The 25335-nt window shown below is 69.5% G+C and carries 21 protein-coding genes and 1 pseudogene; 8 read left to right on the top strand and 14 right to left on the bottom strand.

Going from position 1 to position 25335, the window contains the following annotated elements; translation table 11 throughout:
• Positions 1-156: 156 nt before the first annotated feature.
• Both sucD and sucC read right to left on the bottom strand, forming a co-directional pair.
• The gene (gene sucD / locus ABZ382_RS21475; RefSeq protein ID WP_357091330.1) at positions 157-1071 is read right to left on the bottom strand and encodes a succinate--CoA ligase subunit alpha; all 915 of its coding nucleotides are present in this window, start codon (positions 1069-1071) and stop codon (positions 157-159) included.
• Between the two features lie 14 nt (positions 1072-1085).
• Positions 1086-2252 carry an ADP-forming succinate--CoA ligase subunit beta gene (gene sucC / locus ABZ382_RS21470; protein ID WP_357091328.1) on the bottom strand — a complete coding sequence of 389 codons (1167 nt, stop codon included), beginning with the start codon at positions 2250-2252 and terminating at the stop codon, positions 1086-1088.
• A gap of 1055 nt (positions 2253-3307) precedes the next feature.
• Here sucC and ABZ382_RS21465 point away from each other — a divergent pair.
• Positions 3308-4036, top strand: a pseudogene (locus ABZ382_RS21465) (M23 family metallopeptidase); the annotation flags it as partial.
• 73 nt (positions 4037-4109) lie between these two features.
• Here the strand turns inward: ABZ382_RS21465 and pgi are convergent.
• On the bottom strand, positions 4110-5750 hold the full coding sequence (gene pgi / locus ABZ382_RS21460) for a glucose-6-phosphate isomerase (RefSeq protein WP_357091326.1): 1641 nt from the start codon (positions 5748-5750) through the stop codon (positions 4110-4112).
• Positions 5751-5859: 109 nt separating this feature from the next.
• On the opposite strand from pgi, the gene ABZ382_RS21455 reads away from it, so the two are divergent.
• Positions 5860-7311: an NAD-dependent succinate-semialdehyde dehydrogenase gene (locus ABZ382_RS21455; RefSeq protein WP_357091324.1), complete on the top strand. Its 1452-nt coding sequence runs from the start codon at positions 5860-5862 to the stop codon at positions 7309-7311.
• 213 nt (positions 7312-7524) lie between these two features.
• Here the strand turns inward: ABZ382_RS21455 and ABZ382_RS21450 are convergent, their stop codons facing one another.
• Positions 7525-7833 carry a chorismate mutase gene (locus ABZ382_RS21450; protein WP_357091322.1) on the bottom strand — a complete coding sequence of 103 codons (309 nt, stop codon included), beginning with the start codon at positions 7831-7833 and terminating at the stop codon, positions 7525-7527.
• 381 nt (positions 7834-8214) lie between these two features.
• Here ABZ382_RS21450 and pcrA point away from each other — a divergent pair, with 381 nt between their 5' ends.
• On the top strand, positions 8215-10674 hold the full coding sequence (gene pcrA / locus ABZ382_RS21445; protein WP_357091320.1) for a DNA helicase PcrA: 2460 nt from the start codon (positions 8215-8217) through the stop codon (positions 10672-10674).
• Here pcrA and ABZ382_RS21440 read toward each other — a convergent pair whose 3' ends face one another.
• From ABZ382_RS21440 to ABZ382_RS21425, 4 genes are all read right to left on the bottom strand, one after another.
• Positions 10675-10911 carry a hypothetical protein gene (locus tag ABZ382_RS21440; protein WP_357091319.1) on the bottom strand — a complete coding sequence of 79 codons (237 nt, stop codon included), beginning with the start codon at positions 10909-10911 and terminating at the stop codon, positions 10675-10677.
• Positions 10908-12485, bottom strand: coding sequence for a ubiquinol-cytochrome c reductase cytochrome b subunit (locus ABZ382_RS21435; RefSeq protein ID WP_357091317.1), 1578 nt, complete (start codon positions 12483-12485; stop codon positions 10908-10910). Before ABZ382_RS21435 ends, ABZ382_RS21440 begins: the two co-directional genes overlap by 4 nt.
• A gap of 81 nt (positions 12486-12566) precedes the next feature.
• Complete coding sequence (locus ABZ382_RS21430; protein WP_357091315.1) at positions 12567-14189, bottom strand: acyl-CoA dehydrogenase family protein; 1623 nt, start codon at positions 14187-14189, stop codon at positions 12567-12569.
• A gap of 12 nt (positions 14190-14201) precedes the next feature.
• Positions 14202-14831, bottom strand: coding sequence for a TetR/AcrR family transcriptional regulator (locus ABZ382_RS21425; protein WP_357091313.1), 630 nt, complete (start codon positions 14829-14831; stop codon positions 14202-14204).
• A 65-nt stretch (positions 14832-14896) separates the two neighbouring features.
• Here ABZ382_RS21425 and ABZ382_RS21420 point away from each other — a divergent pair, with 65 nt between their 5' ends.
• Both ABZ382_RS21420 and ABZ382_RS21415 read left to right on the top strand, forming a co-directional pair.
• Positions 14897-15658: a crotonase/enoyl-CoA hydratase family protein gene (locus ABZ382_RS21420; RefSeq protein WP_357091311.1), complete on the top strand. Its 762-nt coding sequence runs from the start codon at positions 14897-14899 to the stop codon at positions 15656-15658.
• 60 nt (positions 15659-15718) lie between these two features.
• Positions 15719-16969, top strand: a complete 1251-nt coding sequence (locus ABZ382_RS21415) for a hypothetical protein (protein WP_357091309.1) — start codon at positions 15719-15721, stop codon at positions 16967-16969.
• A gap of 6 nt (positions 16970-16975) precedes the next feature.
• Here the strand turns inward: ABZ382_RS21415 and ABZ382_RS21410 are convergent, their stop codons facing one another.
• From ABZ382_RS21410 to ABZ382_RS21395, 4 genes are all read right to left on the bottom strand, one after another.
• A complete protein-coding gene (locus tag ABZ382_RS21410) occupies positions 16976-18589 on the bottom strand; it encodes a carboxylesterase/lipase family protein (protein WP_357091307.1) in 1614 nt (537 codons plus the stop codon).
• A 206-nt stretch (positions 18590-18795) separates the two neighbouring features.
• On the bottom strand, positions 18796-19041 hold the full coding sequence (locus tag ABZ382_RS21405; RefSeq protein ID WP_357091305.1) for a DUF2630 family protein: 246 nt from the start codon (positions 19039-19041) through the stop codon (positions 18796-18798).
• A complete protein-coding gene (locus tag ABZ382_RS21400; RefSeq protein ID WP_357091303.1) occupies positions 19038-20438 on the bottom strand; it encodes a PLP-dependent aminotransferase family protein in 1401 nt (466 codons plus the stop codon). The genes ABZ382_RS21405 and ABZ382_RS21400 overlap by 4 nt, the downstream gene beginning before the upstream one ends.
• 33 nt (positions 20439-20471) lie before the next feature.
• A complete protein-coding gene (locus ABZ382_RS21395; RefSeq protein ID WP_357091301.1) occupies positions 20472-21164 on the bottom strand; it encodes a DUF4184 family protein in 693 nt (230 codons plus the stop codon).
• A gap of 78 nt (positions 21165-21242) precedes the next feature.
• Here ABZ382_RS21395 and ABZ382_RS21390 point away from each other — a divergent pair, with 78 nt between their 5' ends.
• Genes ABZ382_RS21390 through ABZ382_RS21380 form a run of 3 tightly spaced genes read left to right on the top strand, consistent with a single transcriptional unit; the run spans position 21243 to position 22693 of the window.
• A complete protein-coding gene (locus ABZ382_RS21390) occupies positions 21243-21932 on the top strand; it encodes a pyridoxamine 5'-phosphate oxidase family protein (protein WP_357091299.1) in 690 nt (229 codons plus the stop codon).
• Between the two features lie 21 nt (positions 21933-21953).
• Positions 21954-22274, top strand: a complete 321-nt coding sequence (locus ABZ382_RS21385; protein ID WP_357091297.1) for a type II toxin-antitoxin system prevent-host-death family antitoxin — start codon at positions 21954-21956, stop codon at positions 22272-22274.
• Positions 22271-22693, top strand: coding sequence for a type II toxin-antitoxin system VapC family toxin (locus tag ABZ382_RS21380; protein WP_357091295.1), 423 nt, complete (start codon positions 22271-22273; stop codon positions 22691-22693). Before ABZ382_RS21385 ends, ABZ382_RS21380 begins: the two co-directional genes overlap by 4 nt.
• Before the next feature lie 4 nt (positions 22694-22697).
• On the opposite strand, the gene ABZ382_RS21375 is transcribed toward ABZ382_RS21380, so the two are convergent.
• Entirely contained in the window at positions 22698-23564 is an 867-nt protein-coding gene (locus ABZ382_RS21375; RefSeq protein ID WP_357091293.1) for a DNA-formamidopyrimidine glycosylase family protein, read from the bottom strand.
• A 116-nt stretch (positions 23565-23680) separates the two neighbouring features.
• Entirely contained in the window at positions 23681-25291 is a 1611-nt protein-coding gene (locus ABZ382_RS21370; protein ID WP_357091291.1) for an AMP-binding protein, read from the bottom strand.
• Positions 25292-25335 lie beyond the last annotated feature (44 nt).

The following is a 25335-nucleotide window of genomic DNA, read 5'->3' as shown; positions in this document are numbered from 1 at the left end:
GCCGGGGGGCGGGGAATGTCACCCCCCCCCCTATCACCCCGCCGGCCGCCTGTCGAATTCGACAGGCGGCCTTCGTGGTCAGCTATCGGGCGGACGTACGCTCACCCGACTCTCGCCCTGTGCCCCGCTGTCCTCGGACAGCGGGGCACGAGAACATCAAGCGCTGATCGAAGCCTTCTCGAGGATCTCGCGCGCCAGGGCGGCGGTCTCGGACGGGGTCTTGCCGACCTTCACGCCCGCGGCCTCGAGGGCGTCCTTCTTGGCCTGGGCGGTACCGGCGGAGCCGGAGACGATGGCGCCGGCGTGGCCCATGGTCTTGCCCTCCGGGGCGGTGAAGCCCGCGACGTAGCCGACGACCGGCTTGGTGACGTTGGCCTGGATGTAGGCCGCGGCCCGCTCCTCGGCGTCGCCGCCGATCTCGCCGATCATGACGATGAGCTTGGTCTCCGGGTCCTTCTCGAACGCCTCGATGGCGTCGATGTGGGTGGTGCCGATGACCGGGTCGCCGCCGATGCCGATGGCGGTGGAGAAACCGAAGTCCCGCAGCTCGTACATCATCTGGTAGGTCAGGGTGCCCGACTTGGAGACCAGACCGATCGGGCCCTTGCCCGCGATGTTGGCCGGGGTGATGCCGACCAGCGACTCACCCGGGGTGATGATGCCGGGGCAGTTCGGGCCGATGATGCGGGTCTTCTCGCCCTTCTCCACGTTGTAGGCCCACGCGTACGCGGTGTCCTGCACCGGGATGCCCTCGGTGATGACCACGAGCAGCGGGATCTCCGCGTCGATGGCCTCGATGATGGCGTCCTTCGAGAAGGCCGGGGGAACGAACGCGATGGAGGTGTCGGCGCCGGTCTTCTCCATGGCCTCGGCCACGGAAGCGAACACGGGGAGCTCGACGGTGTTGCCGTCCTTGTCCACGTGCGACACGGTGGTGCCGGCCTTGCGGGCGTTGACACCGCCGACCACGTTGGTGCCCGCCTTCAGCATCAGAGCGGTGTGCTTGGTGCCCTCACCGCCGGTGATGCCCTGGACGATGACCTTGTTGTCCTTGTTCAGGAAGATAGACATGTGGGTTCGTGTCCTTACTTGGCGGCGGCCAGTTCGGCGGCCTTGTCGGCGCCTTCGTCCATGGTCTGAGCGAGAGTCACCAGCGGGTGGTTGAAGTCGGCGAGGATCTTGCGACCCTCCTCGACCTTGTTGCCGTCGAGGCGCACGACCAGCGGCTTGTTGGCCTCGTCGCCCAGGGTGTTGAGGGCGCCGACGATGCCGTTCGCGACCGCGTCACAGGCGGTGATGCCACCGAAGACGTTCACGAACACGGACTTGACCTGGGCGTCGCCCAGGATGACGTCGAGACCGGCGGCCATGACGGCCGCCGAGGCGCCGCCACCGATGTCGAGGAAGTTGGCCGGCTTCACGCCGCCGTGGTTCTCACCGGCGTACGCGACGACGTCGAGGGTCGACATGACCAGACCCGCGCCGTTGCCGATGATGCCGACCTCACCGTCGAGCTTGACGTAGTTGAGGTCGTTCTCCTTGGCCTTGAGCTCCAGCGGATCGGTGGCGTCGATGTCCGCGAACTCGGCGTGGTCGGCGTGGCGGAACTCGGCGTTCTCGTCCAGGGTGACCTTGCCGTCGAGGGCCAGGATCTCGTCGTTGGGGGTGCGCACCAGCGGGTTGACCTCGACCAGGGTGGCGTCTTCCTTGATGAAGACTTCCCACAGCTTCTGGATGGTGACCGCCGCGGCATCCAGGATGTCGGCCGGCAGGTGGCCCTGCTCGGCAATGCTGCGCGCGAACGCCAGGTCCACGCCCTTGACCGCGTCGACCGGCACCTTGGCCAGACGATCCGGCTTGGTGGCGGCGACCTCTTCGATCTCCATGCCGCCCTCGACCGAGCACATGGCCAGGTAGGTGCGGTTGGAGCGGTCCAGCAGGAAGGAGATGTAGTACTCCGCCGCGATGTCCTTGGCCTCGGCGACCAGGACCTTCTTGGTGATGTGGCCCTTGATGTCCAGGCCCAGGATGTTGGTCGCGTGGGTGAAGGCGTCGTCCGGGGTGGCGGCGTACTTCACGCCACCGGCCTTGCCGCGGCCACCGACTTTGACCTGCGACTTGATCATCACCGGCTTGCCGATTTCCTCGGCGATCGCACGTGCGTCCTCGGCCGAGTCCGTGACGCGGCCCTCCGACGAAGGCACTCCGTGCTTCACGAAGAGTTCCTTCGCCTGATATTCGAAGAGATCCATGTACTCACCGTCTCGTCTGCGTTGTTGTGACAACGTCTTGGTTGGCGGCCCGTCGTCGGAGGCGGGTCGGCTCGGACTCTAATCAGTCACATGGAGCGGAAATCAGCCGCATACAGCCTAAGTGGCGCAGGTCACGGGATTGTCTCCGGGAGTGGAAAACCCCTCGTCAATGCTACTGACGGGTAGCTTGTTGGCCCGGCGCCAGGTTGAGCCCGAGAATCCCGGAGAGTGACACTGGCTACTACGTAGCGTAGTTGACAAACCTCACGCGGTTACCCAGGGCACAGTGAGCACATTCCGGATAAATGAGTGATGAATGTCACAGCAGTGTGTCGAAGCAGTCCCATCGCTTGCTGAGCCGCAATCGTTTCGTTACCGTCGTTGCGGTCGATGTCACAACCCGGTCACGGACAGGAGGACGGCAGGCTTTGAGCGACAGCTCGTTCCCTTCGCAGCACCGGCCCCGCCGCGGCCACCGCTATCGCGAGGACGCGGATCATCCCGGCGGCGCAACGACATTCGAGTCTCCCGTCAGTACCCACAGCGCGGTCGCCCACGGCGAGTGGGACGCGACCCAGGCCTGGAACGGCGGCGCCCAGTGGGAGCAGCCCGCGCAGCAGTGGAACCAGCAGGCCCAGTGGGATCCGCAGGCGCAGTGGCAGTCCGACGCCGACTGGAACGGCGACACGCAGTGGGGTGAGCCCCAGCAGCAGTGGGACGCCCCGCAGCAGTGGGACGAAGCCCCGCAGTGGCAGCAGGCCGAATCCGACGACTGGCAGGCCGAGCCGAACTGGGACTACAACGCCCAGACCACGGTGAACGGCTGGGCGGCACCGAATCCCACCGATTGGGCGCCACAGTCGCGGACCAACTGGGATCCGACCGCGGACCCGACCCCCTCCGACAACTACCGACCGGTCTACACCTTCAAGACCGCGTCCGGTGAGAAGCTCCAGTTCTCCGGCGACGGGGCCCGCGTCGATCACGGTGCCTTCGACGACTATTCGGACGAGGACGAGCGTCCCACCCGCTCCGGCGGCAAGCGCCGCGCCGGCGGCTCCCACCGCCTACCCGCCCCGCCCACCGCCCTCAAGGGCCGTGCGGCCGTGGTCGCGGTCGCGGCCGGTGCGGTCGTGGCGGCCGGCCAGGCCACCATCGAAGCCTCGGCCCACGACACCAGCAATGTCGACTACCAGGCCGCCAACCAGGTCAAGGAAGTCGCCGCCACCTCCGTCGTGGGCGGTTCGGACACCACGTCCGGGTCCCCGCAGGTGCTGAACCCGAACGCGCCCGCGAACCTGGACCAGTTCAACGACATTCTGGCCAAGGGCAAGCAGTTCGCCGCCGACATGGCCAACCAGGAAGCCTCGAAGTACCGGCCGCTGTGGACCAAGTTCACCGCCGCGGGCACCTTCACCTCCGGCTTCGGCATTCGCTGGGGCGTCGCCCACCAGGGTGTGGACATCGCCGCCCCGATCGGCACCCCGATCTACGCGGTCGCCGACGGCACCGTGCTCGAGGCCGGTCCCGCATCGGGATTCGGCATGTGGGTCCGGCTGCTGCACGACGACGGCACGGTCACCATCTACGGCCACATCGACACCGCGACGGTCTCCCAGGGCCAGCGTGTGCTCGCGGGCGACCAGATCGCCACGGTCGGCAACCGCGGGTTCTCCACCGGCCCGCACTGCCACTTCGAGGTCTGGCTCAACGGTGTCGACAAGATCGACCCGCTGCCCTGGTTGGCCTCCCGCGGCATCTCCCTGGGCCCCGAGCGGGACTGACAGGCCCCCGAAACAGCGAAAAGGCGCGTCCTGCGGGACGCGCCTTTTCTCGTATCCGGCCGGGTGGCCCGGGTCAGTGCCGATTCGCGCGGTACCAGGCGATCAGCGCGTCGGTGGAGGAGTCCGCCTGCGGCTGTGGATCTTCCGCGGCGGTGAGCAACGGCGCCAGCGCCAGCGCCTGCTGCTTGCCGAGCTCCACACCCCACTGGTCGAAGCTGTCGATGCCCCAGATCGCGCCCTCGGTGAAGACCTGGTGCTCGTACAGGGCGATGAGCTGTCCGAGTACCGACGGGGTCAGCTGGGGCGCGAGAATGGCCGTGGAGGGCCGGTTTCCGGGCATCACCTTGTGCGGCACCAGGTTCGGGGCGGTGCCCTCGGCGGCGATCTCCTCGGCGGTCTTGCCGAAGGCCAGCACCTTGGTCTGGGCGAAGAGGTTGCTCATCAGGATGTCGTGCATGCTGCCCGTGCCGTCCATGGTGGGCAGATCGTCGGTGGGACGGGCGAATCCGATGAAGTCGGCGGGCACCAGCCGGGTGCCCTGGTGCAGCAGCTGGTAGAAGGCGTGCTGGCCGTTGGTGCCGGGCTCGCCCCAGAAGATCTCGCCGGTGGAGGTGGTGACCGGGGAGCCGTCGGCGCGCACCGACTTGCCGTTGGACTCCATGGTCAACTGCTGCAGGTAGGCCGGGAAGCGGGCCAGGTCGTTGGAGTACGGCAGCACCGCGCGGGACTGGGCGCCGAAGAAGTTCGAGTACCAGACGCCGAGCAGGCCGAGCAGGACCGGCGCGTTCTCGGCCAGGGGCGCGTTCCTGAAATGCTCGTCCACGGTGTGCATTCCGGCCAGGAACTCGGCGAAGCGCTCCTTGCCGACGACCGCCATGACCGACAGGCCGATGGCCGAGTCCACCGAGTAGCGGCCGCCGACCCAGTCCCAGAACCCGAACATGTTGGCGGTGTCGATCCCGAAGTCGGACACCCGCTGCGCGTGCGTGGACACCGCCACGAAGTGCTTGGCGACCGCGTCCTCGCCGAGCGCCGCCACCAGCCAGCGCCGGGCCGCGGTGGCATTGGTGAGCGTCTCCAGGGTGGAGAAGGTCTTGGAGGCGACGATGAACAGTGTGGTGGCCGGGTCCAGGCCGTCGAGCGTCGAAACCAGGTCCGCCGGATCGACATTCGAGACGAAGCGGGCGGCGATGCCGGCGTCCGCGTAGTGCCGCAGCGCCAGGTACACCATGGCCGGGCCCAGGTCGGAGCCGCCGATGCCGATGTTCACCACGGTGGTGATGCGTTCGCCGGTCGCGCCGCGCCACTGCCCCGAGCGGACCGCGTCGGTGAACGCGCCCATCCGCTCCAGCACGTCCTGCACCTCGGGGACGACGTCCTCGCCGTCCATGTCGATGTGGCCGCCCGCGGGGACCCGCAGCGCGACGTGCCCGACCGCGCGGTCCTCGGAGGTGTTGATCCGCTCCCCCGCGAACATGGCGTCGCGGCGGCGTTCCACCTCCGCCGTCTCCGCCAATTCGACCAGCAGGTCCAGGGTTTCGCGGGTGACCCGGTGCTTCGAGTAGTCGATGTGCAGGTCACCCACCCGCACGATCAGCTCCCGGCCGCGCTCGGGATCCTCGGCGAAGAACTCACGAAGATGCCGCGAAGCCAGGGAGGAGTGATGATCGTGCAGTTTCCGCCAGACCGCCGACGCGGTGATGTCGCTGCTCACGATCGCCGAGGTTACAACCTCTGTGTTACGACTCGCAGGTAACAAGCGGTATCGGCGGGGTTCGCCCAGCGCAGAGTGAAATTCGGGGGCGAGGCATAGGCTGGCGAGCATGGTGTCTGAGACTGAGCTTCTTTCGTCCGTACCAACCCAGCTCTGGATCGGCGGGCCGGTGGACGCCACCGGCGGCGCGACCTTTCCCGTGCACAATCCGGCGACCGGCGAGGTGATCGCTCGGGTCGCCGACGCGGCGCCCGAGGACGCGGTGCGTGCGCTCGACGCGGCGGCCGCGGTGCAGGCCGAGTGGGCCGCGACCCCGGCCCGCGAGCGCGGGGAGATCCTGCGCGCGGTCTTCGAGGCGATCACCGCGCGGGCCGACGAGTTCGCGCTGCTGATGACCCTGGAAATGGGTAAAGCGCTGCCGGAGAGCCGCAATGAGGTGCGCTACGGCGCCGAGTTCTTCCGCTGGTTCTCCGAGGAGGCGGTCCGCGTGCACGGCCGCTATCAGGCGGCCCCGGGCGGAACGGGCCGAATCCTGGTGCACAAGCAGCCCGTCGGGCCCTGCCTTGCCATCACGCCGTGGAACTTCCCGCTGGCCATGGGAACTCGCAAGATCGGCCCGGCGCTGGCGGCGGGCTGCACCATGATCGTGAAGCCGGCGGGCGAGACCCCGCTGACCATGCTGCTGCTGGCGCAGCTGTGCAGCGCGGCCGGGCTGCCGGACGGCGTGCTGTCGGTGATCACCACCTCGCGGTCGAGCGCGGTCACCGCTCCCCTGCTGAACGACCCGCGCCTGCGCAAGCTGACCTTCACCGGGTCCACCCCGGTGGGCAAGAAGCTGGTCGAGCAGTCCGCGCACGGCCTGCTGCGCACCTCCATGGAGCTGGGCGGCAATGCCCCCTTCGTGGTCTTCGACGACGCCGACCTGGACGCGGCGGTGCAGGGCGCGGTGCTGGCCAAACTGCGCAACGGCGGTGAGGCGTGCACCGCGGCCAACCGTTTCCACGTCCAGAATTCGGTTCGCCAGGAATTCACCGACAAGCTGGTGGCGGCGATGGCCGAGTACCGGCTGGGCAATGGCGTGGACCCGGACACCACCCTGGGCCCGCTGATCAACGAGAACCAGCTCGACACCGTGAGCGATCTGGTCGACGACGCGGTGTCGGCGGGCGCGCAGGTGAGGCTGGGCGGCAAGGCCCCGGGCGGGGCGGGCTGGTTCTACCCGGCCACCGTGCTCACCGACATCCCGTCCCGGGCCCGCATCCTGCGGGAGGAGGTGTTCGGCCCGGTCGCCCCGATCGTCGGGTTCGACACCGAGGCCGAGGGCCTGGCGGCGGCCAACAACACCGAATTCGGCCTGGTCGCATACGTTTACACGCGCAGTCTGGACCGGGCGCTGCGGGTCGCCGAGGGCCTGGAGACCGGCATGGTCGGGGTCAACCGCGGCGTCATCTCCGACCCGGCCGCGCCCTTCGGCGGCGTGAAGGAATCCGGCTTCGGCCGGGAGGGCGGCTACGAGGGCATCGAGGAGTACCTCGACACCAAGTACATCGCCCTGCCCTAGGAAGACGAAGAACCGCCCCGGGGTCGAGACACCCGGGGCGGCCTGGGGATGCTGCATCCGTGGCTCCGCATGCAGCGCGGCTTGTGTGTGCCCGCGATTCGCGACGCACCGCCCGTTGTATCGGGTCGAGCGGCGCTCAGCGTTAACGGACCTTCCCGAGTCGGAAGGTCCGGGGGGCTTCAGGGGTGAAACCCCTGAGAGTCACGAGAGTTGTTAATGCCCGAGCCGGCCGCGGCCCAGACGCAGCAGGAGCATGGCGAGGGTGTGCCCCTCCTGACCCAGCTCGCTGAATCGCTCGAGTACCTTCATCTCGCGGGAGTGGACGAGCTTGGGCCCGCCGTTCGCCATTCTGGTCCGTCCGATGATGCGCGAGACCTCGGTGCGGCGCTTGATGGCCGCGAGGATCTCGGCGTCCAGCTTGTCGATCTCCAGGCGCAGCTTTTCGATCTCCGCTTCGGAGGGCAGCGGGGCGGAGTCCGAGCCGGTGGCAGACTCGGAATGTCCCGTCGTCGAGATGCTCATACTTTCAACTCCTCGTGGTCCAGAACGTGGATCGGCGGGTGGACCCATCCTGTTACCGATCGGTTCTTCACCAAGAATCTGACCTCTCGGCCATACATTGTCCCCCCTGGAAATCATTGTCTCCCCAGGATCGGGCTCAGGTGCACTGCGCCCCGGGTGGGCGGGTGTGTCGCACCGCGGTCGAGCCGGTCATGGGACGAGTCTGCCACGGGGAGGTACCCAAGCAAAACGGGTACGTTTGTGAATCTCCTGAGTTTCCTCCTGTCACACGGTTCACCAGAAGTTCGCCGGACCGGCACTAATCGGACACCTGTGCGATCCCGCCCGACGACTGTCGGTGCGCGCCGGTAGCGTGGATGGGCGATGAATACGACGGCGGCTATGGACGAGCAGAAGACCCAGCAAGCGCGGGGTGGCGGAGCGTTGCTCGAAGGGTTGAATCCACAACAGCGCGCCGCGGTGATGCACACCGGCACCCCGCTGCTGATCGTGGCCGGGGCCGGTTCTGGAAAGACCGCGGTCCTGACCCGTCGTATCGCCTATCTCCTCGACGCCCGCGGGGTGCGGCCGAGCGAGATCCTGGCCATCACCTTCACCAACAAGGCCGCCGCCGAGATGCGGGAACGCGTCGCCGGGCTGGTCGGCCCGCGTGCGGCGGGCATGTGGGTGTCGACGTTCCACTCCAGCTGCGTGCGCATCCTGCGCACCCAGGCATCACTGCTGACGGGGATGAACTCCAACTTCTCCATCTACGACGCCGACGACTCCCGGCGGCTGCTGGGCATGATCATCCGCGATTTCGAGATCGACCCGAAGAAGTACACGCCGCGCCTGCTGGCCACCGCCATCTCGAACCTCAAGAACGAGCTCGTCGACGCCGCCCAGGCCGCGGCCGACGCCGAGACCGAGGAGGCCGAGCTGCCGCGCATCGTGGCCCGGGTCTACGGCGAGTACCAGCGGCGGCTGCGCGCGGCCAACGCCTTCGACTTCGACGATCTGATCGGCGAGACGGTGTCGGTGCTGCAACGGCATCCGCAGGTGGCCGAGTACTACCGCCGCCGCTTCCGGCACGTGCTGGTCGACGAGTACCAGGACACCAACCACGCCCAGTACGTGCTGGTGCGCGAGCTGGTCGGCCATCACCGCGGCGGGGTGTGGGGCGACGACCCGGACACCGGCTCCGAGCATCGGGTGCCGCCCTCGGAACTGTGCGTGGTGGGTGACGCGGACCAGTCGATCTACGCCTTCCGCGGCGCGACCATCCGCAATATCGAGGAGTTCGAGCGTGACTTCCCGGACGCGGAAACCATTCTGCTGGAACAGAACTACCGTTCCACCCAGCACATCCTGACCGCCGCCAACGCGGTCATCGCCCGTAACGAGGGCCGCCGCGACAAGAAGCTGTGGACCGATCAGGGCGACGGCGATCTGATCGTCGGATACGTGGCCGACAACGAGCACGACGAGGCCTCGTTCGTGGCCCGCGAGATCGACCGGCTGGTGGATCAGGGTGACGCCAACTACGCGGATGTGGCGGTCTTCTACCGCACCAACAACAATTCGCGCGCCCTGGAGGAGATCTTCATCCGGATGGGCCTGCCCTACAAGGTGGTCGGCGGCGTCCGCTTCTACGAGCGCAAGGAGGTCCGCGACATCGTGGCCTACCTGCGGGTGCTGGAGAATCCGGACGACGCGGTGAGCCTGCGCCGGGTGCTCAACACCCCGCGCCGCGGTATCGGCGACCGCGCGGAGGCGTGTGTGGCCGTGCACGCCGAGCAGCGGAACATCGGTTTCGCGCAAGCCTTGCGGGATGCCGCGGCGGGCAAGGTCGCGCTGCTCAATTCCCGGTCGCAGAAGGCGATTTCGGGCTTCCTGGAGCTGCTGGAGGAGATCCGCGCGGCCGGGGCCCAGGCCGATATGGACTTCCCCGACGTGGGTTCGATCGTCGAGGCCGTGCTGGACCGCACCGGATATCGGGCCGAGCTGGAGGCCTCCGATGATCCGCAGGACGGCGCGCGGCTGGACAACCTCAACGAATTGGTGAGCGTCGCACGGGAATTCAGTTCCGAGGCGCGCAACAATGTGGAGGCCGCGCGGGACGAGGGCCTGGTGCCCGAGCAGGCCGAGGGCGAGCCGGAGCCGGGGTCGCTGGCGGCGTTCCTGGAGCGGGTCTCGCTGGTGGCCGACGCGGACCAGATCCCGGAAGAGGGTTCGGGCGTGGTCACCATGATGACCCTGCACACCGCCAAGGGCCTGGAGTTCCCGGTGGTGTTCGTGACCGGCTGGGAGGACGGCCAGTTCCCGCACATGCGCGCGCTGGGCGATCCGGCGGAGTTGCAGGAGGAGCGCCGGTTGGCCTACGTCGGCATCACCCGTGCCCGCAAGCGCCTGTATCTGACCCGCGCGGTGGTGCGTTCGGGCTGGGGGCAGCCGGTGTCGAATCCGGAATCCCGCTTCCTGCAGGAGATTCCGGGCCATCTGATGGATTGGCAGCGGCTGGAGCCGACGCCCTCGCAGTCGCAGTCGCGCGGTTTCCGCCGCCGCGGCGAGGACGACGGCCTGGAACGGGATTGGACGCGCGGCGACGGCTGGTCGGACTCCCGCCCCGGCCTGCGCGGTCGCGGCGAGGGCCGGCCCGCCCCGGCGGCGGCCGGGGTGAAGCGCAACAACACCGGTCTGGTGCTGGCGGTCGGCGATCGCGTCAATGACGACAAGTACGGTCTGGGCCGGGTCATCGCGGCGGAGGGTTTCGGCGCGCTGGCCACCGTCACCATCGACTTCGGCACGGCGGGCAAGATCCGGCTGATCCCGTCCTACAGCCGGACCCTGACCAAGCTCTGATCAGCCGAGGCGGCTGAGGACGTCGTAGGCGCGCACGGCGTCCTCGGGGAACACCAGGATCCGGAAGTGGTCCTTCAGATTCCGCCACCGGTGGATGCGCGCCGGGCCCAGCGTGGCGCGCACCCCGTGGTTGTTCAGCAGCTGCCGCACGTGGCGTGCGGACTGCATGTCGTACGCGGTGGCGGCGGCCACCAGCAGTCCGTATTCGCCGTCGCCGGCGCGTGTCCGGAGTTTCATGCTCGACTCCCGTTGTCCTGCTTCGCTTTCAGCACCATCAGCTGCGCGCGCTCCTCATGATGACTCGAGGCGGTGAGGGCCTCGCGCTCGGCGGCCGGATCCGCGGTGAGGAACCCGCCGATTCCGGGTGCGCCCGCGGCTCCGAGCTTGCTCATCTTCTTGGGAACCGGCGCGCCTTGGTATTCCACCGTCCCGAGCGACTGGTGCACCTCGATGTACTCGCCGTGCGGCAGCCGCTTGACGATCCCGGTCTCGATCCCGTGCTCCAGTACCGCTCGGTCGCTGCGCTGTAGTCCCAGGCAGAACCGGTAGGCGACGGTGTACGCCAGGGGCGGCGCCAGCGGTAGCGCGATCCGGAAGAACCAGGTGGTCGCGTTGAGTGAGACATCGAATTTCAGGGCGATGATGTCGTTGACACAGGCGAAGGTGAGCACCAGGTAGAACGCGATCGCCATGGCCCCGATCCCGGTGCGCACCGGCACATCTCGCGGCCGCTGCAGCAGATTGTGGTGCGCGGTGTCGCTGGTGAGCCGCTTCTCGATCCACGGGTAGAGCGGGAGCACCACCAGCACCAGGCCCATCACCACGGCCACCCAGAACGCCGCGGGAATGGTGTAGCGGCCCAGGTAGATCTCCCAGGGCGGCATGAGCCGGGCCAGGCCGTCGGTCCACATCATGTAGAAGTCGGGCTGGGATCCGGCCGAGACCTGGGCGGGGTTGTAGGGCCCGAGATTCCAGATCGGGTTGATCTGGAACAGGCCGCCCATGAGCGCGACGGTGCCGAGGGTGAAGGCGAAGAACGCGCCCTGGTCCAGCGAGAACACCGGGACGATGCGCGCGCCCACCACATTCCGCTCGGTGCGGGCGGGACCGGGGAACTGGGTGTGCTTCTGGTACCAGACCAGGGCGATGTGCGCGCCGATCAAGGCCAGCATGATGCCCGGGAAGAGCAGCACGTGGGTGATGTAGAGCCGCGGGATCAGGACGGTGCCGGGGAATTCGCCGCCGAAGAGGAAGAAGTGGATCCAGGTGCCCACCACGGGGACCGCCATGGTGATGCCGCCCAGCGGTGAGCGCAGGCCGGTGCCGGAGAGCAGGTCGTCGGGCAGCGAGTAGCCGAAGTAGCCCTCGAACATGGCCAGGATCAACAGGATCGCGCCGATCACCCAGGTGGCTTCGCGGGGTTTGCGGAACGCGCCGGTGAAGAACACCCGGAACAGGTGGATGATCATCGACGCCGCGAACAGCAGCGCCGCCCAGTGGTGGACCTGCCGGACGAACAGTCCGCCGCGCACGTCGAAGGAGATGTCGAGGACGCTGCGGTAGGCGGCGGACATCCGCACACCCCGCAACGGCTGGTAGACGCCGTTGTAGGTGACCTCGGTCATGGACGGTTCGAAGTACAGCGTCAGGTAGACGCCGGACAGCAGCAGGATGATGAAGCTGTAGAGCGCGATCTCCCCGAGCAGGAACGACCAGTGCGTCGGGAACACCTTGTTGATGGAGCGTTTCAGGCCCGCGGCGAGGTGATACCGCTGGTCGGCGGCATCGGCGCGGTTCGCGGTGGTGGTCATGACCATGAGACGCCGACGGGTCCCGAAACGTGACATCCAATTACGACAGATTGTCGTAGATCACAGCCACCCGGTGAGCGGTCAGTCCACGTAGCCGCGCTGGATGATCGATTCGACGTCCACGCCCCCGGGCAGGGTGCCGAACGCGATGCCCCAGTCGCCGCCGAACCTGGTCTCGCAGAAGGCGTCCGCGACGGCCGGGTGGCCGTGCCGCACCAGCTGCGCGCCCTGCAGCACCAGCGCCATCAGCTCGACCACGCGGCGGGCCCGGTATTCGATGTCGGCGAAGTCGGTGAGCTCCTTGCCGATCCGGTCGATGGCCTCGTCCAGGTGGCGGTTGCCGCCGCGGGCCAGGTTGACCTCGTTGAAGAACGCCTCGACGGTCTCGGGCTGACGGCCCATGGCGCGCAACGCGTCCAGCGCGGCCACATTGCCCGAGCCCTCCCAGATGGACATGAGCGGGGCTTCCCGGTACAGCCGCGGCATGCCGGATTCCTCGGCGTACCCGTTGCCGCCGAAGCACTCCAGCGCCTCGGCCGCGTGCGCGGGGGCCCGCTTGCACACCCAGTACTTGGTGACCGCGAGCGCGATGCGGCGCAGCGCGGCCTCGGCCGGATCGGAGTCGGCGCGGTCGGTGGCCCCGGCCAGGCGCATCATGACGGTGGTGGCGGCGTCGGATTCGATCACCAGGTCCGCCAGCACGTTTCGCATGGCGGGCTGGTCGATGAGCTTCTTGCCGAACACCTCCCGGTGGCGGGCGTGGTGGGTGGCGAAGACGACCCCGGCGCGCATGCCGGTGGCCGAGCCGATCACGCAGTCCAGGCGGGTCATATTGACCATCTCGATGATGGTCTTGACGCCCGCGCCCTCCGCGCCGACCAGCCAGCCGATGGCGTTCTCGTACTCGAGTTCGGAGGAGGCGTTGGACTTGTTGCCCAGCTTGTCCTTCAGCCGCTGGATGCGCAGCGCGTTGCGGGTGCCGTCGGGCAGCACCCGCGGCAGCAGGAAGCAGGACAGGCCGCCCGGCGCCTGGGCCAGGGTGAGGAACATGTCGCCCATGGGGTGCGAGGTGAACCACTTGTGGCCGACGATGCGGTAGCTGCCGTCCGACAGCGGGGTGGCGGTGGTGGTGTTGGCGCGGACGTCGGAGCCGCCCTGCTTCTCGGTCATGGACATGCCCGCGATGAGACCGGCCTTGGTGGACGGCTCGCGCAGGCCGAAATCGTAAGTGCGCGAGGCGAGCAGCGGCTCGTACTTCGCGGACAACTCCGGATTGTGGCGCAGCGCGGGGACCACCGCGTAGGTCATGGAGATCGGGCACATGTGCCCGGCGTCGGCGATGCCCCAGGTGAAGAACTTGGCGGCGCGGGCGGTGTGCGCGCCCGGCCGGTCGTCGCGCCACGGCGCGCCGTGCAGGCCGTGGGTGACCGCGACATCCATCAGGTTGTGCCAGTACGGGTGGAATTCCACCTCGTCGATGCGGTGGCCGTAGCGGTCGTGGGTGTGCAGGACCGGCGGGTACTCGTTGGCGACCCGGCCCCATTCCTGGGCCTCGATCCCGCCCGCGAGCACGCCCAGTTCCCGCACCTCGGCCTCGGCCCAGCCCGCGCCCTCCCGGTGCAGGCCCTCGATCAGCGCGGGGTTGCGGGAGTTGTCGAACGGGGCGATGGGCGGCACCTGATTGAAGACGTCGTGGGTGTGCATGACGGGTGACTCCTATTCGTGGGGGACGCCGCGGGCTTCGGCGGGGACGCCGAGGGCGCGCAGGGCGAAGGCGACCAGTTCCGGCAGCACCGACTCGCTCTGGAGCTGCTGGGAGAGCGGTCCGACCAGCACCTCGCCGATCGCGCCGACCAGCGCGGTGGCGGAGGTCGCCGGATCCTGTGGCGGCAGTTGGCCATTGGCGATGCCGTCGGCGATGGCGGCCACGTAGGTCTCGGCGAAGGCCCGGCGGAAGCGCAGGCGTTCGGCGTCGACGGCGGTGTCCACGGGCTCGGCGAGCAGCACGTAGGCGAGTTTGGGGTTCTTGAGGGCGCGGCCCGCGAAGGTCTCGACGGCCGCGGTGACCCGATCGGAGGCGGTGCGGCCCTCCCCCGCCGCGCCCGCCTCGGCGACGGCGTCGACCTCGCGGGTGACGACCTCGCGGAAGACGGCGGTGACGAGTTCGGCCTTGCCGCTGAAGTTCTTGTAGACGGTGCCGGTGGCAACCCCGGCCTCGGCGGCGACGGCGGCCATGGACAGTCCGGAGAAGCCGTCGCGGGAGAGCACGGTCATGGCCGCGCGCACGATCGACCCTGATTGAGCGTCCAGACGGGCCTGGACCGCCGGGGTTCTCCGATAGGCCATGCAAGAAGTGAACCACTCGTTCATTTCTTGACGCAACCCCCTGTTTACGGCGTAACGTCGGCCCCGTGACAGTACGAGTGGAGCGCAACGGCCCCGTCTACACCGTGATCCTGCACCGCCCCGGAGCCCGCAACGCGGTCGACGGACCCACCGCGAAAGCCCTGGCCGACGCCTTCCGCGACTTCGACGCCGACCCCACCGCCGCGGTCGCCGTGCTGTGGGGCGACGGCGGCACCTTCTGCGCCGGCGCCGACCTCAAGGCGCTGGGCACCGAACGCTCCAACCAGGTCACCGAGGACGGCGACGGGCCCATGGGTCCCACCCGCATGAAACTGTCCAAGCCGGTCATCGCGGCGGTCTCCGGCTACGCGGTCGCGGGCGGCATCGAGCTGGCGCTGTGGTGCGATCTGCGAATCGCGGAGCAGGACAGCACCTTCGGCGTCTTCTGCCGCCGCTGGGGCGTGCCGCTGATCGACGGCGGCACGGTACGGCTGCCGCGCATCATCGGCGAGGGCCGGGCCATGGATCTGATCCTCACCGGCCGCGCGGTCGGGGCCACCGAGGCGCTGCAGATCGGCCTGGTGAACCGGGTGGTGCCGAACGGCGAATCCCGGCGCGCCGCCGAGGAACTCGCGCTCGAACTGGCGGCGCTGCCGCAGACCTGCCTGCGCTCGGACCGGATGTCGGTGCTGGAGCAGGACGGGCTCGAGGAGCCGGCGGCGATCTCCAACGAGCTGCGGCACGGCATGAAGGCCCTCATGGACGGCGCGCTCGACGGCGCCCAGCGCTTCGCGGCGGGTGCGGGACGGCACGGCGGCAGCGCGTAGCGGAAGCCCCGTATACGCCCGGCAGCGCGCTGCCGGACCGATCGGTACGCTAGCCGTTCGATGAATCGGCTGAGCGTGCTGGACGAGATCTTCCTGCGGTCGCATCGGGGTCTGGGCACCCCGATCGTCCTGCAGGGACTCTGGCGTACCGCCGAACCCGTGCATCCGGCGCTGCTGTGGCGGGTGCACCGCGATCTGCGCACCGGGCCGCTGGGCCGGCGCGTGGTCCGCTCCCGGGTGCCCGGGGCGCGGCCGCGCTGGCAGCCCAACGAGTCCGCCTACCCGTTCACCATGACGAGCGAGCCGATTCCGGTCGCCGCGATCCTCGACTGGGCCGACCGGCAGGGCGAGGACCTGAACCCGGAGACCGGGCCCGGCTGGCGGCTCTCGGCGGCGCGGCTCGACGACGGCGGCTGCCTGGTCGCGCTGACCTGCTCGCACGCCCTGGCCGACGGGCGCGCGCTGACCCTGGCCATCGACAACGCGCTGTCGGGCATTCCGCTCGCGGCTCCCGTTGCGGGACATTCGGATTGGGCCGACGCACGCGGCATGTGGGCGACCGTGCTGGGCGGAACCGCTCGCGCGCTGCGCCGCGGCATCCCGGCGCGACCGGTCCCCGACGCCGACCGGAAGACGGTGTCGGGCGGCAGGAAATCCGGTGACCGACCGGCCACCCGTTCGACCGTGCTGCAGATTCCGGCCCGCGACTGGAATCGGGTCGCCGTCGCGCACGAGGGAACCGCCAACAGCCTGTTCGTGTACGTGATCGCGAAAATGCTGTGGGCGGCCGGATTCCAGCCCGACACCATCGCGGCCAGCCTCCCCGTCGACACCCGCGACGAACCACGCGTGGACAACGACATGTCCATGACCGAGATCGCCATCGCCCGCGACGACACCCCGGTCTCCCTGCGGCAGCAGGCCCGCCGGGCCTATGAGCACCGCATGACCAGTCCCGGCGGCATCCCCGAGGAACTGCTGCAGGTCATCCCCGACCGCTGGGCGTACCGGCTGGCCAAGGGCGCGGGCGAGCGCGACATCCTGTGCTCCAATATCGGCAACCTGCCCGAATCGCTACTGGCGCTGGGGCCGCACGCCTGCACCGGGGTGGCTGCGCGCGCCATCCACCCGGGGCTGCGGCTGGACGCCCTGCCCCGCACCCGGCTGTCCGGGTACCTGACCCGGATCGCCGACACCTACACGCTGTCGCTGGTGAGCCTGGACCCCGACGCCGTCCCCACGGCCGCGGCGCTCACGGCGCTGGCCGACGCGCAACTGTCCGCGCTCGGCCTGCCGTACACGCGCTGGTGATGTCGCTCAGGTGAGCGCCGGAATCCGGACCCCTTGCCACGCCAGGCGTTTGGTGCGGTCCGGGTCGATTTCGACCCGGCTCGGGGAATCGATGATGAGGGTGGCGCGCCGATCCTCCGTATAGGCGGGCCAGGCCGGGAGCGGGGCCCCGGTGCGGGCGAAGGACAACCAGTTGTCCTGGAACTGCTTGGACACCGACCGGAATCCGCGATGCCCGCCCAGTGCCGTCATGGCCCGTCCGATACCGGTGTCGACCGCGCCGAACACGGGGATCAGATCGAGGGCGTGGGTCGCGCCGAAACCGCTCAAATGCACTGCGCGCGGGGCGAAGTCGTAGCGGTAGGCGTAGGTCGGCGCGAACCGGCTGTGCGCCTCCATGACCCGGACCGAGGGCCGCCAGAAGGTGAAGTCGCCGCCCATCCGGACGGTGGCCTTCCTGCCCGGGAAGCCGGGATAGGCGGCGGCGACCCGGGATTCGACGGCCGCGCCGTATTCGGACAGCGCGTCGTGCAGGCGTTCCTCCGAGGTCGGCATGGTCCGGCCGAGTTTGGTGAAGATGGGGCCCTCGCCGTCGGCCTCGAGGGCCTGGTCGACGTGGCGCAGCAGCCAGCGCATGCGGTCGGGGGTGGTGGGCAGGGTGTCGTCGATGCGTACGAACAGGGTGGCCTCGTCGCGGTTGGTGCCCAGGATCAGCGGCACCCGGTGCGCGGTGCCGTTGGCGAACGCGGCGACCGGTGCGGCGGGCAGGAATTCGCCGTCCACCACCGGGGCGACCGGGAACAGGCCCGGCTGCTCGTGCATGACGCGGGCCAGCGCGCGATCGACGCCCTTGCGAATGTCATTGGCCCCGGCGGCGCTCAGGGCCTTCGCGGCCTCGGCGGGGTCGATGCCGAGTTCGTCGAGGCAGCGGCGGGCGAAGAGGCGGGCCTCGGCCTGGCTCGGCGCCCAGTCGGCGGGCGCGCTCTGCGCGATGCCGCGATGGAACAGCCCGGCCGCGGCGGGGGTCGCCATGAGCGACAGCACCGCGTGCGCGCCCGCGGATTCACCGAAGATGGTGACGTTGCCGGGGTCGCCGCCGAAGGCCGCGATATTGCGCTGCACCCACTCCAGGGCCGCGACCTGGTCCCGCAGGCCCAGATTGGAGTCGAATTGCCGGTCGGGCGTGGAGTATTCGCCGAAATCGACGTACCCGAACGCGCCCAGCCGGTAATTGATCGACACCACGATGACGTCGCCGCGGACGGCCAGCCGCGCACCGGAATACAGTCGCAGCGCGGAGGTTCCGATCATGTACCCGCCGCCGTGAATGAACACCATCACCGGCCGCGGCGTCCCCGACGGCGAGTTCGGCGCCGCCACATTCAGCGTGAGGCAGTCCTCCCCGGTCGCCTGCGCCTGCCGCGGCCCGATCCGGGCGCCGTCACGGTGTTGCATTGCGGCATAGCCGAAGTCGGTCGCGTCCCGCACCCCGGTCCAGGGCTGCACCGGCTGCGGCGCCCGAAAGCGCGAGTCGCCGACCGCCGGCGCGGCGAAGGGAATGGACCGCCAGCGTGAGACGCGGCGGCCCCGGATTCCGCGAACCACCCCGTCCGCGGTCGTGATGTCTGTGGTTGCCACCATTGGAAAAGCGTAGACCCAACGCTGGGGCGCTCCCAGGGCCTACGCTCCCGGACCCCATAGTTGGCGACTCCCGCCACCCCGGGACGAGCGGCTCCCCCACCAGGCCGGGGCAACACCGGCCGATTCGGGAGGCCCGGACGCACCGGGCCGGGCGCGGATCCGGGACCGCTCGTCGACTCGGTCCCGGGGGCGGGTTGTTCGGGTCCCTACTGGAGGTAGCCCTCGACCTGGCGGGCGGAGTTGGGCTGGGCCTCGTCGGGGTTGCGGCCCTGGTCGAGACGGGCGCGGCGCTGGCGGAGCAGGTCCCAGCACTGGTCGAGCTGGACCTCGATCTCGGCGAGCTGGCGGCGTTCGGCCTCCGGGTCGAGTTCGCCGCCGGTGGTCTGGGCGCGCAGCTCGTGCTCACGATCCACGAGGTCCTTGATGCGCGCGTGGATGTCCTTTTCGGTCATGCGGTCCACTGTACGACCCGGGCCAGCGCGTTTCCGGCCAACCGGACCGCGCCGGGCAGGTCCGCCGCGGGCAGGGCGGCGTATCCGAGGGCTATGCCGAAGATGTGCCGGGAGCCGACGTGATGGCGGGACAGGCCGTCCAGGTAGACGCCGTCGGCACGGGACGCGGCGATCGCGCGATCCTCCTGCTCCGCGCTCGCGAGGGGGACGTAGACGTGCGAACCCGCGTCGTCGCCACGCACCTCCAGACCGTGGCGGCGCAGCTCCTCCAGGACGAGGGCGCGGCGGGCGGGCATGTCGCGGCGCAGGCGGCGCAGATGCCGGGCGAGGTCTCCCGCGCGGGCGAATTCGGCCACCACCTGCTGTCCGGCGGGCGAGGGGCTGGTGCCGGTGAGTTCGCGGTGGGCGAGCACGGCCTCGGTGACGGCGGGATCGGCCACCAGCCAGCCGGTTCCGAGCGTCGGGGTGAGGATCTTGCTGGTGGTGCCGAGGTGCACGACCACGTCCGGGGCGAGGGTGGCCAGCAGGGGCAGCGGCGCGGTGTCGTACCGCAATTCGCCGTCGTAGTCGTCCTCGATCACGAGGGCTCCGGTGCGGCGCGCGAATTCGATGAGCTGCACCCGCCGCGCCGCGGGCATGCGCGCGCCGAGCGGAAACTGGTGCGCCGGAGTGCAATACACCATGCGCGCGTGCTCGGGGAGCAGTTCGACGCGCAGTCCGTCGGCGTCGACCGGCACCGGCACCAGGCGCGCGCCCGCCGCCCGGAACGCGCCGCCCGCCCGCTGATACCCCGGATCCTCGATCGCCACGACATCGCCGGGCCGCAGCAGCGCGGCCGCGAGTTCGCCTGCCGCCGCGCTGGTTCCGGCGGTGGCGAGCACGGTCGATCCGCTGCCCGCGCCCAATCCCCGATGCCGCAGCAGGTGTTCCACCACGGCTTCGCGATACGCGGCCTCCCCGCGTCGATCCCGCCGGATCACCGGCATCCGATCCGACGCGGACCGCCAGGCGCGCCGCCACGCGGCGGCGTCGATGGCCTCGATCGAGGGCGCTCCCGCACCCAGATCCAGCAGCCCGGCCAGCGGGTCGACCCGCTGCGGCCCGTCCCCCTGCGCGTCCACCCGCGGCGGCGTGGCCGTCAGATATGTCCCCGACCCGTGCCGGCCGTCCAGCCACCCCTCCGCATGCAACTGGTCATAGGCGGCCGTCACCACCGTCCGGCTCACCCCCAGCCGAGTAGCCAACTCCCGCGACGACGGCAGCCGATCGCCCCCGCGCAGCGCCCCGCTGGTCGCGGCCCGCCGCAGCCCATCGGCCACCTGCACGGCCAGCGGCTCCCGCCCCTCCCGTTCGATGGCGAACGGCAGATCGTCGTCGACCAGGCGATTCCCGCGCAAGTGGCCTCCTGATATCCCGGCGAACAGTCGATATCAGGATGCCACTCGACGCCTCCGAACCTGCGAGACGAGGGCATAGAGAACAAATCCCGCACCGGCGCCGGTGATCGCGTAGATCGTCATGTGCCGGACGCAGTCGTAGAGACTCACGTCCGCGATCGGATCGGTGCGAGCGTAGAGGGCCGCGACCGCCGCGACCCCGATCAGCGCGGCCGAGACCCAGCCGCGCCAGGGATCCTGAGCAACGGGCCGCGCCCCTCGATACCACGCGATCGCATACCCCGCGAGCAGCACCATGCCGCCGACGGACGAGACGTATCCGATCACGTTGTACACCCGATGCGGCCCGATCACCGACTCCCGCAACACTTCCCAATGCCGTACCGCGATACCGTCGGTGTGGGTGAACTCGTCCCAGGCCAGGTGCGTCATCGCGCCGACCATCAGGGCCGCGACGGCCGCCACCCCGCCCGGCCGACTCCCGCCGATCGCCTTGCCGAGCATTCCCTGCACGGCGCCGCGCAGTCCCCACGCGACCGCGACCAGGATCGCCCCGAGCAACGCGTCCGCCGGCAGCCCCCACGGCGCGTGCGTCACCGAACCATCCACACCCGTCCACAGGTAGTAGGGCAGGTCCGGCACGATGCTCCCGGCGACGAGCCCGGGAAACCACAACGCCCGCCGCAAGGGCAGGACGGCCGCCGGATGCGCCAGCGTGAACGGCACGAATCCCCCAAAGTGGTCTGCGAATCTTCCGAAGAATTGGCTATTCAACAATGCCAATTCCCGGCCGAAACTGGTCATATGAGTGAGACAGCGACGACCCGGACCCCATTGTCACCCACCCCGCGCAGCAGCCTCACCCGGTCCAAGGAGCGGGGCCGCACCGACCGCGCCGACCTGGACGCCATCCTCGACACCGGCATGCTCTGCCACCTCGGCGTCCTGCTGCACGGCGCCCCGGTGGTCATCCCCACCATCTACGGCCGCGACGGCGACACCCTCTACCTGCACGGCTCCACCGGCGCCGGCAACCTGCGCGCCGCCATGACCGGCGACGTCTCCCTGACCGTCACCCACGTCGACGGCATCGTCTACGCCCGCTCCGCCATGCACTTCTCCATGAACTACCGCTCGGCCGTCATCCACGCCCGCCCGGTCGAAGTCACCGACCCGGCCGAACGCATGCACGCCCTCCGCGTCATCGTCGAGCAGGCCGCCCCCGGCGCCTGGGACTCGGTCCGCTCCCCCGACAAGAAGGAAATGGCCGCCACCGCGGTCCTGGCCCTCGACCTGACCGAGGCCTCGGTGAAGATCCGCACCGGCGGCCCCCGCGACACCCCGGAGGACATCGAAACCGGCGGCGTGTGGGCCGGAGTCCTACCCCTCCGCCAGGTCTTCGACGCCCCCATCCCGGCCGCGGATCTGGAGCCGGGCATCGAGGTTCCGAACCACGTCTCGGAGCGGTGTAGCGAAACCGTAGTAATGGTGTAGCAGGTCACGTAGGCTGGGATTATGACGAGTCCAGCGGAGCTTCCGGAGATCCCTCAGCGGGAGCTGCGGAACGACGCGAGCCGGGTCCTGCGCGAGGTCCGCGCCGGGCGTTCCTACACCATCACGGTCGACGGAACCCCGGTCGCGGATCTGGTTCCGCACCGGAATCTCCGCCGGCGCGCGGCCGTTCCGCTCGCCGAAGCCATCGCCGCGTTCAGCGGACCGTCCGGTGCCGCAACGGAGGTGCCGAGCTATCCGGGTGAACTCGTCGACGATTCGCTCTACGACCCGTACGACCGGGCCTATCGCCGTGGGGAATTCGCCGAGGAGGGTGGCGAATGAGCCTGGTACCCGTTCGCGGCCTGGTCGATACGAATGTGCTCATTCTGCTCGAGGCCTTGGACCCGGATGAACTCCCAGGCGAGTTGGTCGTCAGCGCGGTGACGATGGCCGAGCTCGCGGCGGGCCCGCATTTCGCGACCGAACCGGGTGAACGCGCCCGGCGGATCGAGCGACTCCAAAATGCGGAAGCCCTGTTCGAGCCCCTCCCGTTCGATACCCGGGCGGCCCGGCGGTTCGGGCACATCGTCGCGTCGGTGCTCGCGGCCGGGCGCAATCCCAAGCCTCGCCGGGTCGACTTGATGATCGCCGCTATCGCGTCCGTGCACGGTGTGCCGTTGTTCACGGTCAATCCGGATGATTTCACCGGTCTGGCCGGGTTGGTCGATGTCCAGAAGGTCACCCACCCGGACAATCGCTGACCGGCTATTTCAGGAGGCGGGACATGCGGCGGTCGGCGAGGATCTTGCCGGCGGTCTGGCAGGTGGGGCAGTACTGGAAGGACTTGTCGGCGTAGGAGACTTCGCGGACGGTGTCGCCGCAGACCGGGCAGGGCAGGCCGGTGCGGGCGTGGACCTGGAAGCCGGAGCGTTTCTCGCCCTTGAGGCGGGCGGCGTCCTGGCCTACCGAACGCAGGATGGCGTCGGAGAGGGTGGCGCGCATGGCCGAGTAGAGGGCGGTCAGCTGCTGGGGGTTGAGGGTGCCCGAGTTGGCGAAGGGGGAAATCTTTGCGGTGTGCAGGATTTCGTCGGAGTAGGCGTTGCCGATGCCGGCCATGAGGGTCTGGTCGGTGAGGGCGTTCTTGACCCGTTGGGAGGTGCTGCCGAGGATCTCGGCGAATTCGGGTTCGCTGACCGCCAGGGCGTCCGGTCCCAGGCGGGCGATGCCGGGCACCGAGAGCGGGTCGGCCGTAATCCACACGGCCAGCCGTTTCTTGGTGCCCGCCTCGGTGAGATCGAAGGCGGGCGTGGCCCCTTCGGGGGTGAAGAAGTGCACGCGCAGCGCGAGCGGGCCTTTGCCGGGCTTGGGCGGATTGGCTCCCGGCTCGTCGATCCACCGCAGCCAGCCGCCCCGGGACAGGTGGGTGATCAACCACAGCCCGTCGCAATCCATTCCGAGGTGCTTGCCCCAATGCCCCACCCCGGTGACGTCGCGCCCCGACAGCGCCGTCACCGGCGGATCGAAGGTCTTGAGCACGCTCAGCGCGGCCACGTCCACCCGGCCGACCACCGCCCCCACCGCATGCTCGGCCAGAAACTGCTCGAGCGCCACTATCTCCGGTAGTTCGGGCAACGGATCTCCTCCAATCCCCGAGGCATCCATCCGGGCCTGCCGACCCGGACGATCGCCTCTCACCCTAGCCGCCCCCGCCGACACCCCCGGGATTCAGCGCGACCAGCGGTTCGCCCTCAGTCGCGGAACTGCTGACGCAGCAGGTAGCGCTGAACCTTGCCGCTCGGGGTCTTGGGGAGTTCGGGGACGTAGTGGATGCGGCGGGGGTAGACGTGAGCGGCCAATTTCCGTTTGACCAGGTGCTGGAGGTCGGTGGTGAGGGTGTCGTCGGGGTCGATTCCGGGGGTGGCGACGGCGACCGCGATGAGCACCTCGCCACGCAGTTCGTCGGGGACGCCGATGACGGCGGCCTCGGAGATCGAATCGTGCTCGGTGAGGACGCTTTCCACCTCGAAGGGTCCGATGCGGTAGCCCGCCATCAGGATGACGTCGTCGTCGCGGGAGGCGAAGGTGAGGTAGCCGTCGGCGTCGCGGGAGGCGACGTCGCCGGTGAGGTACCACCGGCCGTCGGCGGTGAACCGGGCGGCGCTGGCTTCGGGGGCGTCGCGGTACTCACGGAAAAGCAGCAGTGGACTGGAGGTCGCGATGGCCACCCGGCCGGGCTGCCCGACCGGCGCCGGATCGTCGGAGTCCAGGCCGAGGATCTCGACGGTGTAGCCGGGCATGGGGTGGCCCATGGACCCGATCTTGATGTCGGCGATCAGGTCGGGATGCCAGGCGTTGACGACGGTCATGCCGGTCTCGGTCTGCCCGTAGTGGTCGCGGATCTCCAGTCCCAGTACCTGTTTCGACCAGGTGATGACGTCGGGGGTGAGCGGTTCTCCCGCCGAGGACAGGCGGCGCAGTCGCACCCCGTCGGGCACAGGGCTGTTGCGCAGCGCGCGGTACACCGTGGGTGCGGCGGCGAAGTTGGTGACGCCGAAACGGTCCAGCACCCGCCAGGTGAGGGCGGGGTCGAAGGCCGAGCACACCAGCATGCTGCGTCGACCGGTCGCCATGGGCGCCAGGATGGCGATGTAGAGCCCGTACGCCCAGCCGGGGTCGGCGATGTTCCAGAACACGTCGCCGTCGGCGTAGTCGATGCCGTATTCGAGGTACATGACCACCCCGGCCATGCCGCCCAGCCGCATGGGCACGGCCTTGGGTTTGCCGGTGGTGCCGGAGGTGAACAGTTCCACGAGTACGCCGTCACCGCCGATGGCCACGGATTTCGGTGCGGGCCCGGTGTTCTGGAGCAGATCGGCGAAGGCGATGTCGCCGGCTTCGGGCGCTCCGGTGGTGATGACCCGCCAGTCGCGTTCGGCCGGGAGGTCCGCGCTCGGCGCGAGTTTGGCCCGCTGGTCGCCGTCGGTGATGACGAATGTCGTGCCGTTCCCGGTGACGCGCAGAGCGATCGCGCCGGGAGCGAAGGCGGTGAACAACGGTACGTGCACGGCCCCGAGCCGCCACACGGCCAGCAGCGCGATCACCAGTTCCTGCGATTTGCCCATCAGGGTGGCGACCCGATCACCTTCCGCCACACCGAGTTCGGCGAGCGCCGCGGCGACCCGCTCGGACTTCTCGCGCAGTTCACCGAATGTCACGTCGACACTGGACAGGTCCGGCTGCACGAAGGTGAAGGCCACCGCGTCGCCGGGGTGCCGGTCGCACAGCAGCTCGGCCGCGCAGGCATCGGCGGCCCCGTACTCGTCACGTAGTTCCAGGGCCCGCTGGATCGGGGTCGTCATGCCGCACCTCCACACGCGAGGGGGTCCCCAGCCCGTTGTCCAAC

The sequence above is a fragment of the Nocardia sp. NPDC005825 genome, from assembly GCF_040630175.1.
In the GTDB taxonomy this organism is placed as follows: Bacteria; Actinomycetota; Actinomycetes; order Mycobacteriales; family Mycobacteriaceae; genus Nocardia.
This window is presented reverse-complemented; position numbering and strand designations above follow the sequence as displayed.